Origin of the sequence: Kitasatospora aureofaciens, from assembly GCF_001188955.3 — a bacterium.
Lineage (GTDB): Bacteria > Actinomycetota > Actinomycetes > Streptomycetales > Streptomycetaceae > Kitasatospora > Kitasatospora aureofaciens.
Window position 1 is genome coordinate 262,617 of sequence record NZ_JPRF03000021.1, and the last position, 12,802, is coordinate 275,418.

Genomic DNA, 12,802 nt, shown 5'->3' on the forward strand with positions numbered 1-12,802 from the left:
CCCGGTACACGGCGCGCGGGCCGTCCAGCTCGGGCGCGGGCAGGCCGCCCTTCCACTCCAGCGCCAGCTCGTCGTCGCCGGAGCCGAGCGACACCAGGGTGCGGGAGGGCTCCGCGGCAGCGGGCGCCGTGACGGCCTGTGACTCCGCGAGGGTGCGGGGCCGCTTGCCGCCGGGGCCGGCCAGCTTCATCGCGTGCGGGTGTGCGGCGGGGGCCACCGAGCCGTCGGGCGCCCGCTTGAGGGTCAGATCGACGTCGGTCCATGTGCCGTCGCGCAGGAAGCGCACCGGTCCGGCGGCGAGCTCGGTGGTGAGCGTGCCGTCCGGGTTGACCCAGGTGGTGGACACCTCGCTGCGCTCGGACACCGCCTCGACGCGCCGGCCGGTGGAGCGCGCGGCGACCCGGGCGGCGGCGATGCTGCCGGTCGGGTCGACGGCGGCCGCCGTCGGCGGCGTGCCGGGGGAGGGCTTGGGCTGCGGCTTGGCGGCGAACGCGACCGGCGCTCCTCCGGCCAGCGCCAGTGACAGTGCCACCGCGAGGGACAGCGGACCGGCGAAGGTCCGCCTTGGAATATGCATGAGGGTTCCTTGACTCGCTCTTGGTTGAAGAGATCCGGAGCATAGGCAAGGCCGTCCAGGGGTGGCATCGCACCAATTCGGGGCAAAGTAGTCGAGATTCTGAATCTTTCCTTAAGAAGTTGATGAGATCGTGACGCATCTTGTACGCGCGAATTCGAATGGGCCCGGCGCTGTCCTCTTACGGATTGCGAGCCGAATCCGGGTCTACGCGATCGGGTGGGCGGCCGTCACCGCTGACGGCGTGTGCGGACCAACGTCCGCGACGGCCCCCGCACCCCCGCACGGTGAAGCCCCCCGGGCGGCTGGGCCCGTACACTGCCTGGCCGCCCGTGCCGTGGCTCGGGGGCAAAAAAATCGGCTGATCGACCGGTGAAGGGTTGTTTCGCGTCGGAGGCCGACGGGGACCCGCAGGTGTGCGGCCGGGTCGGCCGAAGCTCCGCCCGGAGGGCCGGCGGCCACGGACCCGCGCATCAACTTCCGGGACCGCGCAGCACCTTCCGAGAGTCGGGCTCTTCGCGTCGACTCGTCATCGCCGTGCCGCGGTCATGCCGTGGCAGCAAGGGAAGTCATCATGAAAGCAGCGGTATATGAAGGACCGCGAACGGTCACAGTGAAGGACGTGCCGGACGCGAAGATCGAACACCCCTGCGACATCATCGTCAAGATCACCACCACCAACATCTGCGGTTCGGACCTGCACATGTACGAGGGCCGCACCTCGTTCGAGTCCGGCCGCACTCTGGGGCACGAGAACATGGGGCAGGTGGTGGAGGTCGGCCCGGCCGTCCGCAAGGTGCAGGTCGGCGAGTACGTGGTCCTGCCCTTCAACATCGCCTGCGGCTTCTGCAAGCAGTGCGAGCAGGGTCTGACCAACTACTGCCTGACCATGCAGCCGGAACCGGCCCTCGCGGGAGCCGCCTACGGATTCGCCGAGATGGGCCCCTACCAGGGCGGCCAGGCGGAGCTGCTGCGTGTGCCCTACGGCGACTTCAACGCGCTGCGCCTGGGCGAGGACGCCGCCGAGCGGCAGACCGACTACGTGATGCTCGCCGACATCTTCCCGACCGGCTACCACGCCACCGAGATGGCCCACGTCAAACCGGGCGACCAGACCATCGTCTTCGGGGCCGGTCCCGTCGGGCTGATGGCGACCTACTCCGCCCTCCTCAGGGGCGCCGGCCGCGTCTGGACGGCGGACCACCAGCCCGACCGGCTGCGCAAGGCGGAGGAGATCGGGGCCATCCCGATCAACACCGCCGAGCAGAATCCGGCGGAGGTCGTCAAGGAGGCCACCCTCGGCCTTGGCGCCGACAACGGCTGCGAATGCGTCGGCTACCAGGCCCACGACCCTCAGGGACACGAGGACGCCAGCCTCACGCTCAACGGACTGATCGACTCGGTCAGGTTCACCGGCCACATCGGCGTGGTGGGCGTCTTCCTGCCCCATGATCCCGGCGGCACGGAGGCCCAGGGTGAGCTGGAGGCCCAGGGCAAGGTTCCGATCGACTTCGGGATGATGTGGTTCAAGGGCCAGCACATGGGGACCGGGCAGGCTCCGGTGAAGAGGTACAACCGGGCGCTGCGGGACCTGATCGTCGGCGGGAAGGCGAAGCCGAGCTTCGTGGTCTCCCACGAGCTCAGCCTGGACGAGGCCCCCACCGCCTACGAGCACTTCGATGCCCGTGACGAGGGCTGGACCAAGGTGGTCCTGCACCCCAACGGACACGGCAACGGCCACAAGCGGTGATGGATCCAGGGCCGCCGGCCGCCTCGCCGCCTGGTCTCCAGGACCTGCCGGCCGACAAGTGCGTCCAGCCCCGGGCTTCGGCCGGGGGCTGGACGGGCCGTCGCCACCTGCGGTCCAGCAGCTCGACGTGCGCGCACTCGTACCACAGGGCGCTCGCCGAGCCCGGGGCATGGCGCCCCTGAGGAGGTGGGTGGGTCTCCAGTACGAGGACTTCCAACGGCCGTACGACCAGCGCCGGATCCACATCGAGCAGATCCACCCCGCACTCGGCGAACCCGCCTACCAGGCGTGGACGGACAAGCCCGACCGCCATCCGTACTGACCAGGACTAGAGGACCGGCAGCCAGGCCGCAGCGTATGCCGGGTGTGTCCGGCCAGCGGCTCTTCAGGCGCGGACGGATCCACTCGGGAAGTTCGATGTCCTTGCCGACGGCGCGGGCGATGGGGTTGGCGAACCCTCGATCCGCTGTCCGCCTGCGGCTGTGGACCGCCGTGGGCACCGCTCCGGTGCAGCTGGGGACGCACGACGAGGCCCACGGGATCGCCGCAGAGCGGATCGAGGCCGCCCGTGGGCTGGACCGGCGGACAGAGCGCATGTGCCTGGACGTCGACCGCGGCCCACACGTCACCGGCCAGGCCCGGGGCCAGGGCCTCGGAGTCCCGGCCGGCGGGCACGAAGCTGCTGCGGCTGAGTGACAAGGGGGCGGCTCCCCGGAAATGTTCACGATGTGACGAGTCGGGCCCTCTTAACTTCTTCTGACACTCGACTGTGTCGCCCGGAAGGCGGTTGCCCGCGTCCGCCACCCCTGGAGGTCATCCTCGTGAATCTTCGACCCTGGGCCGCAGCGTCCCTGGCCGGTGTGGCCATCGCTCTTGCTCCTGCGCCTGCAGGCGTCGCCGCGCAGGCGTCCACACTGCACGCGCCCGGTTCCCCGTGGCCCCGGCAAGAGGACGGGGAAGGGGCGGGAGAAGGGTATGGGGAGGGGGAGGGGTACGGGGAGGGGCACGGGGAGGGGCACCGCCGTCACTACAGTCCCTGGCGCCACTGCTTCAGCGCCCGCCGCGTCGTGCTCATCGACAGAACCCTCAGGGCGATTCTGACCAACAGCCGGCGTGGGCCGGAGGCTCTCGTTCTCCAGGGGAGTCCGCCGTCCTCGTCCTCGTCGCCGGAGGCGCCATGGGACAACTTCTCCGTTTCAACGTATTTGGACGTGAACTATCCCACCCAGACCAGCAACCAGTACGAGTTCCAGATCCGTGGCTTCTTCAGGGAACACCCGGTCTTCGTGGTCAAGGCCTTCGACCGCCACGAGCGAGCCTTCCCCTTCGCAGCCGCCCGCTGCGTCGACGACTTCTACGACGACGACCACCGCCACCACGAGGACGGTGACCGCGATGACCACGCGCGTCCGCACGACGGTGTGGCTGCCGACGGAGGTGGCCCGTCCGGCGCCCCGTCACCCGAGGGAGGGGACCAGGGGCACAACGGCCAGCCCGCACCGGAGACCTCCACCTCCGGCGGCACCAGCCTCTCTCCTCCGCCCGGTGGCGAGACCTTCGGTGAAAGCATTGGGCGCCTGGGCGCGAAGCGCATCGGGATCGCGTCCGGCGGCCTGCTGATGGTTCTGGGAGCGCTGGCTGCGGCCTGGCTTCGCCGACGCCGTCGGAAGCGTGCCACTCGGCCGGAACAGGGACCGGCCGCACCTCCGACCCCTGACGGTGCATCGGATCAGGAGCCCGAGGTGCCGCCGGCCCAGCCGTAGCGAGGGGGAACGGCCGGCGTCCCGGCGGAACCGGTCAGGAGGAACTGCCGCTTCCGGAGGACGTCGGCGTGGCCGAGGAGGTCGGCGTGGCCGAGGAGGTCGGGCGGGGGTCGTGGGGGCAGATCCAGTTGGGGTTCTTGATTCCGAAGCTCAGGCCCCACTCCCTGTCACAGCCGCCCCAGTATGCTGCGACCCGATCGCAGTACGGGCCGCCGTAAGAGTGACAGGGGCGCACTGATTCCTGCGGGCCCGGATTCGTGGAGAGTGGCCAGGACGATTCGGCCTTGCCCAGCGACGTGCCGGAGGCTCCGACCATGCGGACCCGCGTGGCATCGGAACCGTGGGATGTCCGGTCCATGAGGAAGAGGGGCAGGCCGAAGGCCGAGACGGAAGCCGCCACCGATGCGGCAGCGAGAGCGCAGCGGGTCAGGCGCATGACTGTTCCTCCTGGCTTCGTGGTCTGTGGCAGGTGCGGACGAACTCTGCGCACGAGTGCCGCCGCCGTGAGCGCCGGAGTTGAACGTATGGTCTGGAAAACTCCCCGGCAGCCAGCGAACCGCCAATCAGGCGGCCTTGTCCCGGTTCTTCACTCGAAGGGTCTCGTCCCCTCGCGGAGATCGACCGGGACGGTTCGCCCGCACCCGAGAAGCCGTAATGAAGCCGGACTTCGCCTGCCGTGCGGGGACCGGACGGGGGCGGCGGCCTCGGCTCACGCGCCACCGTCCAGGAGTTCACGCCCGCCTGCGTGGGCTACGACGGAAGTCCGGTTGCCGACGGGCCGTTCGTCTTCGACCCGGCGACTCGAGGGCCGGCTTCCGAAGGACGCGCGCCACACCCACGACGTTCTGCCCGACCACTGGAGTCGCGGCAGCGGACATGCCGGTTCCGCCCGCGCGAACGCCCGCGAGGACGGGACGGCCGGGCCGTCAGGCGAGGCCTCCGGCGCCGAGGCCGCTACGGAACCGCCGCACCGTTATGAGGCGGGGCGAGCCCCGGGTGACATCGCGCCCGGCCCGGCGCATGGTGGAAGTAAGGGGCGGCGCGGGGGAGGGGGCGTCGGTTCCGATGTCCGGTCCCGCGCCGGACCTCGACAATTCGCATACGGATGGACTGTCGGAACGGGGCCACCCGGTGGCGCCGATGCCCCTGAGGACCCGACAAGGGGAACACCGATGTCGAACGAACGACTGCCCACCCGCTCCTCGGACCGGGACCGTGCCGGGGATGACGTCGACGTCGTCGTGGTCGGCTCGGGCTTCGGCGGCTCCGTCGCCGCCTACCGCTTCGCCGAGCGCGGCCGGTCCGTGGTCGTGCTGGAACGCGGCAAGCCGTACCCGCCCAACGGCTTCGCCCGCTCGCCGGCCGCGATGGCCCGCAACTTCTGGGATCCGGGCCGGGGTCTGTACGGCCTGTTCGACGTCTGGTCCTTCCGCGGTCTGGAGGGGGTGGTCTCCAGCGGCCTGGGCGGCGGCTCGCTGATCTACGCCAACGTGCTGCTGCGCAAGGACGAGAAGTGGTTCGTGAAGGAGTCTCCGCTGCCCGGCGGCGGCTACGAGAACTGGCCGGTCAGCCGTGCCGACCTCGATCCGCACTACACCGCGGTCGAGGAAATGCTCGGCGCAACGCCCTACCCGTACGACGACACGCCGAAGACCCTCGCGATGCACGAGGCCGCCGACCGGCTCGGTGTCCCGATCGAACGGCCGCCGCTCGCCGTCACCTTCGCGCCCCGGCCGGCCGGCACTCCCGTCCCGGGTGCCCCCATCCCCGAACCCGAGTACGGCAACCTCCACGGCCTGCCCCGGAGCACCTGCCGGCTGTGCGGCGAGTGCGACGTCGGCTGCAACTTCGGCGCCAAGAACACCCTGGACCACACCTACCTCTCGGCCGCCCGGCACCACGGCGCCGACCTGCGCACCCGCTGCGAGGTGCGCGGCTTCGCGCCCCGGCCCGGAGGCGGCTGGGAGGTCCGCTACGTGGTCCACGACCCCGCCCGCGAGGGCCATCCCACAGCGATCGACCGCCTCCCACTGCAACGGATCGGGTGCAGGCGCCTGGTGCTGGCGGCCGGCACGTTCGGAACGACCTACCTGCTGCTGCGCAACCGGGCCGGGCTGCGCGGCATCAGCCCGGCCCTGGGCAACCGGTTCAGCGGCAACGGCGACCTGCTGGGACTGGTGCTCAACGCGACCGACGGCGCGGCCGGGCGCGGTCCGCGCCGGTTGGACAGCAGCACCGGCCCGGTCATCACCAGCGCCATCCGGGTCGGTGACGAGCTTGACGGGGACGGCTCCTCGGGGCGCGGCTTCTACGTCGAGGACGCGGGGTACCCGGGCTTCGTGGACTGGCTGGCCGAGGGGGTGCAGGTCCCGGGCGAGGTCCGCCGGACGGTGGAGTTCGGCCTGCACCGGCTGCTGTCCCGGTTCGGCGGTACCCGGCACAGCCACGTCAGCCGCCAACTCGCCCTGCTGCTCGGCCCGGGCGTGTTCTCGGCCTCGGCGCTGCCGCTGCTCGGCATGGGCCGGGACGTGCCGGACGGCCGGCTGAGCCTGTCCGGGGACTACCTCGAGGTCGACTGGACGGCGGAGACCTCGCTGCGATACTTCGAGCGCGTCCGGTCGACCATGCGCGAGGTGGCCGAGGCACTCGGCGGCGAGTTCGCCGACAACCCGCTGTGGTGGACGTACCGGGTGATCACCGTGCACCCGCTGGGCGGCGCTCCGATGGGCCGCCACCCCGCCGAGGGCGTCTGCGACTCCTACGGCGAGGTGTTCGGCTTTCCCGGGCTGTACGTGTTGGACGGCTCGGCGCTGCCCGGGCCGGTGGGAGCGAACCCGTCGCTGACGATCGCCGCCTTCGCCGACCGGGCCTGCGAGCACATCCTCGACGAGTCCTCCGTGCCCGCGACCGCGGCCGCCGCGCCGCTGCCGGCCGGTGCCGTGGCGTCGGCCTCCGACCCGCAGCCGCAGGCCGACGGGCCGCGGGCGACCAGCCTGTCCTTCACCGAGGAGATGAAGGGCTACGTCGCCCTCGACACCGAGGACCCCGAGCAGGGGCGGGCGCTCGGCCGCTCCCGGCACCAGCGGCTGATGTTCCGGCTCACCATCACCGCCTCCGACGTGGACCGCTTCGTCGTCGATCCGGATCACCCGGCCACCGCCGCCGGCTACGTCGACTGCGACCTGCTCGGTGGCCGACTGCCCGTCGAGCGCGGATGGTTCAACCTGTTCACCCGCGGCGACGACCCGAGCCGGCGGCTGATGCCGTACCGGCTGCACCTGCGCGATCCGGGCGGAAACCCGCTGACCCTGGTCGGGCACAAGGACGTGCACGACGACCCCGGCTTCGACCTGTGGCGCGACACCTCGACGCTCTACTACCGGTTGCTCTCCGGGCACGTCCTCCCGGACGGCGACGCCGCCGCGCCGGTGCTCGGCGCGGGGGTCGTCAACATCCTGGTCAGGGACTTCGTCCGCCAGCTGACCACCTTCCGCACCGCGGGCCCGCACCCCGCGCGGGCGCTGGAGCGTTTCGGCCGGCTGTTCCTCGGCGAGCTGTGGGCCGTCTACGGCCCGCAGCTCGCCCGGGCCCGGCAGCCGGTCTGACCGAGGAGCCGACATGAAGGCGCACGAGCTCCGCAAGCACGCCGAGGAGATCGGCTTCACCCCGCAGGAGCAGACCCGGTGGCTGGCCCCGGGACAGCTGGCCCGCACGGCCGTGAAGGTTGTCCTGGCCACGGTCTTCGCCGGCTACGCGGACAAGAGGGAGATCCAGGGCGCGCTCTCCGAGCGTCCACTGCACGCCCCGCTGTGCGAGCCCGGGGCGCAGGAGCTGTGGATCGACTTCGTCGCCGACCTCGGCGACGGCTTCGACGCGACGAGCTCGGTGGCCTGGACGCTGGCGGCGGAGAAGCTCACCGTCGACGCACCCGGTCCGGCGCCGCCCGGCCTGACGAGCCGGGGCGCGCTGCTGGTGCTCGGCGGTGACGAGGTGTACCCGGTGGCATCCGCGCGCGGCTACGAGGACAAGATGAAGGGCCCGTACCGCGCCGCCCTGCCGACCGCCGACGACCATCCGCTGCTGGTCGCGCTGCCGGGCAACCACGACTGGTACGACGGCCTCACCGCCTTCCTGCGGATCTTCGCCCAGCAACGGCCCATCGGCGGCTGGCAGACCGCACAGAGCCGCAGCTACTTCGTCGTGCAGCTGCCGCAACGGTGGTGGCTGATCGGCCTGGACAGCCAGCTCGGGGAGTACTTCGACGACCCCCAGCTGCGCTACTTCCAGAAACACCTGTCGGCCAACCTCGAACCCGGGGACGGCGTGATCGTCTGCTCCGCGGAGCCCACCTGGGTGAAGAGCGCCGACAGGTCGGCCGACGCCTTCGACGCGCTGCACTGGTTCGACCGCAACTACGTCCGGACCAGGACCGATCCGCAGACCGGCGAGCAGCGCCCGACCGGCGCGTCGATCCGACTCTGGCTGACCGGCGACCGGCACCACTACGCCCGGTACGCCGAACGGCTGCCCGAGGACACGGCGCCCACCGGCCACCTGCCGCCCGACCCGCGGCGGCGCCAGATGGTGACCTGCGGCCTGGGCGGCGCGTACCTCTCGGCGACGCACCGGCTGCCCGCCGCGCTGCCGCTGCCGCCCAGCGGGTCGCGGCTGCGGGAGAGGGACGACCCGCCGGTGGTGTTCGACCGCGCACGGGCGACCGACCCCGACGCCGCGGACTCCCGCCGGATGGCGCGCCGCCTCGCACGGCCCTGGTCCCCGTACTGGCTGCCGCGCCGCAACCCCGGTTTCGCCGAGCTGACAGCGGGCGTGCACGCCGTGCTGTTCCTGCTCCTGGGCTTCCTGTTCGCCCTGTCGCAGGGCGTGCTCAAGCCCGTCGACGCCGTGCGCCACGCCGACGGTGGGGCCCTCGGCAGTTTCGTCGGCGGTTTCTGCGGTGCGGTGGCGGTCTTGTTCCTGCTTCGTCTGCTCTACCGGCTGCTGCGCCCCCATGTGCGGGCGAAGCCGTCCACGACGCTGGTCGCGTTGCTGATGCAGGTCGCGGTGGCGCTGGCGGTCCTCGCCGTCGCCGTGGGCGTGCCGTTCCCGGACTCCTGGTCCGGGTGGGCGGTGCTGATGGCCTGCCTGGTGCTGGCCGCGCTGGTGGGCGCGGTGCTGGGCTCCGAGGCGTTCGCGCTCTGGATCCTGTCGGCGCGCAGCGGCGCGGCCACCGACTGGCAGATGTCGGGCCAGTCGATCGAGGAGCACAAGGGCTTCCTGCGACTGCACCTCGCGCCGGACGGCGACATCACGATCTACCCCCTGGCGCTCGACGGCATCTGCCGGGAATGGGACCTGCAGGACGACCCGGCCCTCGGCAAGCGGCCGGTGCCCGCCGCGCCGCCGACCGTACGGCTGATCGAGGACCCCGTCGTGATCGCGCGGAACGCGAGGACGCCATGACCACCGTTCCACCACCCACCACGGCGGCCGGGCGGACCACGCGCCGCGACCACGTCACCGAGGTCCGCCCGCTGACCGCCCTCGACGGCCGGCCGCTGACCCTGGTGCACGTCCAGGGCCGCCACCCTCCCACCCGGGGCCCGGTGCTGGTCGCGCACGGCGCCGGGGTCCGGGCCGAACTCTTCCGCCCGCCGCTGCCGCGCACCTTCGTCGACGCCCTGATCGACGACGGCTGGGACGTCTGGCTGTTCAACTGGCGCGCCTCGATCGACCTCGACCCGGTGCCCTGGACGCTCGACCAGGCGGCCGCGTACGACCACCCCGCCGCGGTGGCCCACGTGCTGGCGGCCACCGGCGCGGACCGGCTCAAGGCGGTCGTGCACTGCCAGGGCTCGACCTCGTTCATGATGGCGCTGGCGGCCGGGCTCCTGCCCGAGGTGGACACCGTGGTCAGCAACGCGGTGTCGCTGCACCCGGTCGTCCCCGGCTGGTCCAGGTTCAAGATCGGCCGTCTGGCCCCGCTCATCGCCCGTGCCCTGCCGGCCATCTCGCCCGGCTGGGGCGACAAACCGGAGGGCCCGCTCTCCCGGCTGATCGTCGGCTTCGTCCGCGCGACCCACCCGGAGTGCGGGAACAGGGTCTGCCGGATGGTCAGTTTCACCTACGGCACCGGCTGGCCGGCCCTGTGGTCCCACGAGAACCTCGACGAGCGGACGCACGACTGGATCCGCGGGGAGTTCGCCGACGTCCCGATGACGTTCTTCGCGCAGATGAACCGGTGCATCCGGGCCGGCCACCTGGTGCGGACGGAGCCCGTCGCCACCCTGCCGCGGTCCGTCGTCGACCGGGCGCCCAGCACCGACGCGCGGATCGTCCTGCTCGCCGGCGAGCAGAACCAGTGCTTCCTGGCGGAGAGCCAGCAGCGCACCTTCGACTTCCTGCAACGGCACCGCCCCGGCCGCGACAGCCTCCACCTGCTGCCCGGCTACGGCCACCTCGACGTCTTCCTCGGCCGCCGCGCGGCGGCCGACACCTACCCGCTGATCCTGAAGGAGCTCGGGCGATGAAGCCGATCCTGTCCCTCGCCCGGCTGGGGTTGTCGCTCGTGCCGTCGCCGTACCCGAGGCGGCAGCGGCGGCTCGCCGGACGCAACGCGCTGGTCGACGGCATCCCGTTCGAGATGCCGGTCAACTCGGCGGACACCCCCTGTCTGATGGCCGCGTTCACCGTCGACCGAGCGGCGGCCGCCCGGCTGCTGCCCGGCGGCGAACTCCACCCGGTGACCCTCCCGGGCGGCCGCGGGCTGCTCATGATCACGGTCGTCAACTACGTGCGCACCGACATCGGCCGCTACATCGAGTACTCCATCGCGCTCGCCTGCACCCACGGCAACCGGCCCGCGCCGCCGCTGCTCCCGGGGCTCCTGCGGGGCGTCTTCGGCACCGGGCAGTACGTCCTGGACCTTCCGGTGAGCAGCGAGATCTCGGTCAAGGGCGGGAAGGGCATCTGGGGGATGCCCAAGCACCAGGCCAACCTCGACTTCCGGGTCACCGACGCCACGGTGTCCAGCGAGTACCAGGTCGACGGCCAGCTGGGGACGTTCATCTCGATCGACCGCCCGCCCGCGACGGCGCTGCCGCTGCGCGTCAAGGCGGCGAACTACTGTGCGTTCCGCGGCATGCTGATGAAGTCGTCCATCTACTTCGAGGGGGAGGCCGACATCGCGTTCGGCAAGCGCGCCCGGGCCCGGCTGCTCCTCGGCGACGCCCCGCAGGTCGTGGCCCTTCACGACCTCGGGATCACCTCGAACCCGCTGTTCACGATCTACCTGCCGTCGACCCGGGGCGTGCTCGACGACCACTTCGAGTGCTGGTTCCTCACCAGCGAGGCGCCCGGCCAGAGCTACGGCGAGCCGATGAAGAGCGTCGTCGACCTCGGCCTGTCGCAGCAGTGGCTGGACCCGCCGCGCATCGACGTCGGCGCCCGGCCGTGAAGGAGTCCTGGGACGACGGTCCTGGGACGACGGCCCGTGTGAAAGAAGGGCAGCCAGGGGACCGGTCTCAGCCCCAGTTCTGCAGCCGCTGGAGCAGGTCGGCGTCGCCCTCCATCCGCAGCGATTCGGCCGGGATGCGCATGTACATGAGCAGGGCCATCTCGCTCGCCGTGCCGTAGATGGCGGCGGTGGGCTTGCTCTCGGCGGCCTCCGCCGCGCTGAGGCGGGTGAAGCGGGAACCGGCGGCGTCCACCGTCTGGCGCCAGGAGCCGGCCTCGGCTGCGTGGTAGTCCATGGTGGCGGGCTCGTCCGGCCACGGGACCGTGACGGTGCAGACGGTGGCGAGGAACTCCTCGATGGCGTCGACCGCCTCGGTCGTCGGCAGCTCCTGCGGTGTACCGGAGGCCAGCTGGGCGTCGTAGGTGTGGATCAGCGACTCCGGGACGCGGCGGCGGGCCACGGCGGCCACCGTGTGCGGCGAGGCCAGCGGCTCCCACCAGGCCCAGCAGCCCCGGTCCGGGCCGGCCTCGCGCAGAGCGGTGAGCAGCTGCTCCGTCGAGTCGGCCAGCCAGGTTATGAGGGCCTCGCGCTCCTTGGGCGCCGCCAGCCCGTCCTTGCTCGGCCGCTCGTCGCCCGGCGCGGTGTTCAGCACGATGTAGGCCCAGAAGCGGTCACCCTCACTGAGGTGGTTCGCGAGGTCGTACAGCGTCCACCCCGGGCAGGACGGGACGTCGGCGTCGAGGCTGGGGGCCTCCGCGACGGCGGCGCGGAACGCGGCGGACCGCTCGTCAATCATCCGCAGCAGGGTGGAGAAGTGGAGATGTTCAGTCACGCGGAACTTGTATCACCGGGACTGGGACGTCCGCACTCGATTAAGACTGACCGGTAACTCGAGCATCTCCACGGCAGGCTCAGCTATGAGGAGCAGCCGTGGATCTTCGACGACGACATCCTCATGTCCGCCGTAAGCCGGTTGAAGCGCAGCGACAGCAGATGGATCTCCGCTCAAGCCGCCGCACCGAACTGGCCCCGGGCCTTGAAAGACACCATCAGGGCGATTCTGACCACAGGTGGGTGAGCGGACCTGCCACCACTACCGTGTTGACCCAGTGTGACGGCGGGGGAGGCGTGGGTGATGCCGGCAGGCTTCGCGGGGTGAGTGCCCTCACATCGGAATGTGAGACACGATGCCGGATAGTGGTGTCCGTTTTGTTCTCTTTTAAGCCCATGTGGACCGTGCTGGGAAGGTGTTTTCCCGGGTC

Annotated in this window: 9 protein-coding genes; 8 read left to right on the top strand and 1 reads right to left on the bottom strand. The window is 71.4% G+C overall.

Annotated features, from left to right (window positions below; all coding sequences use genetic code 11):
- The first annotated feature begins 1,148 nt into the window (after positions 1 to 1,148).
- The 8 genes from HS99_RS13820 (at position 1,149) to HS99_RS13850 (ending at position 11,540) form a co-directional block, all read left to right on the top strand.
- Entirely contained in the window at positions 1,149 to 2,324 is a 1,176-nt protein-coding gene (locus tag HS99_RS13820) for a glutathione-independent formaldehyde dehydrogenase (RefSeq protein WP_030555682.1), read from the top strand.
- A gap of 190 nt (positions 2,325 to 2,514) precedes the next feature.
- The gene (locus HS99_RS47760) at positions 2,515 to 2,646 is read left to right on the top strand and encodes a hypothetical protein (protein ID WP_267885572.1); all 132 of its coding nucleotides are present in this window, start codon (positions 2,515 to 2,517) and stop codon (positions 2,644 to 2,646) included.
- Positions 2,647 to 2,741: 95 nt separating this feature from the next.
- Entirely contained in the window at positions 2,742 to 3,020 is a 279-nt protein-coding gene (locus tag HS99_RS13825) for a hypothetical protein (protein WP_030555681.1), read from the top strand.
- Between the two features lie 515 nt (positions 3,021 to 3,535).
- A complete protein-coding gene (locus HS99_RS13830; RefSeq protein WP_046386664.1) occupies positions 3,536 to 4,087 on the top strand; it encodes a hypothetical protein in 552 nt (183 codons plus the stop codon).
- A 1,172-nt stretch (positions 4,088 to 5,259) separates the two neighbouring features.
- On the top strand, positions 5,260 to 7,692 hold the full coding sequence (locus HS99_RS13835) for a GMC oxidoreductase (RefSeq protein ID WP_046386665.1): 2,433 nt from the start codon (positions 5,260 to 5,262) through the stop codon (positions 7,690 to 7,692).
- A 13-nt stretch (positions 7,693 to 7,705) separates the two neighbouring features.
- A complete protein-coding gene (locus HS99_RS13840) occupies positions 7,706 to 9,547 on the top strand; it encodes a hypothetical protein (protein ID WP_030555674.1) in 1,842 nt (613 codons plus the stop codon).
- Positions 9,544 to 10,614 (top strand): alpha/beta fold hydrolase, encoded by a 1,071-nt coding sequence (locus HS99_RS13845; RefSeq protein ID WP_030555672.1) that lies wholly within the window; start codon positions 9,544 to 9,546, stop codon positions 10,612 to 10,614. Before HS99_RS13840 ends, HS99_RS13845 begins: the two co-directional genes overlap by 4 nt.
- Positions 10,611 to 11,540 carry an acetoacetate decarboxylase family protein gene (locus HS99_RS13850; protein WP_046386666.1) on the top strand — a complete coding sequence of 310 codons (930 nt, stop codon included), beginning with the start codon at positions 10,611 to 10,613 and terminating at the stop codon, positions 11,538 to 11,540. The genes HS99_RS13845 and HS99_RS13850 overlap by 4 nt, the downstream gene beginning before the upstream one ends.
- A 67-nt stretch (positions 11,541 to 11,607) precedes the next feature.
- Here HS99_RS13850 and HS99_RS13855 read toward each other — a convergent pair whose 3' ends face one another.
- Positions 11,608 to 12,372 (bottom strand): maleylpyruvate isomerase family mycothiol-dependent enzyme, encoded by a 765-nt coding sequence (locus tag HS99_RS13855; RefSeq protein WP_030555668.1) that lies wholly within the window; start codon positions 12,370 to 12,372, stop codon positions 11,608 to 11,610.
- Between the last annotated feature and the right edge of the window lie 430 nt (positions 12,373 to 12,802).

What these genes read in the sequence shown, in the direction of transcription:
- HS99_RS13840 (WP_030555674.1), top strand. Translation starts at nt 7,706, where the DNA reads ATGAAGGCGCACGAGCTCCGCAAGCACGCCGAGGAGATCGGCTTCACC.
- HS99_RS13850 (WP_046386666.1), top strand. Translation starts at nt 10,611, where the DNA reads ATGAAGCCGATCCTGTCCCTCGCCCGGCTGGGGTTGTCGCTCGTGCCG.
- HS99_RS13845 (WP_030555672.1), top strand. Translation starts at nt 9,544, where the DNA reads ATGACCACCGTTCCACCACCCACCACGGCGGCCGGGCGGACCACGCGC.
- HS99_RS13825 (WP_030555681.1), top strand. Translation starts at nt 2,742, where the DNA reads ATGTCCTTGCCGACGGCGCGGGCGATGGGGTTGGCGAACCCTCGATCC.
- HS99_RS13820 (WP_030555682.1), top strand. Translation starts at nt 1,149, where the DNA reads ATGAAAGCAGCGGTATATGAAGGACCGCGAACGGTCACAGTGAAGGAC.
- HS99_RS13835 (WP_046386665.1), top strand. Translation starts at nt 5,260, where the DNA reads ATGTCGAACGAACGACTGCCCACCCGCTCCTCGGACCGGGACCGTGCC.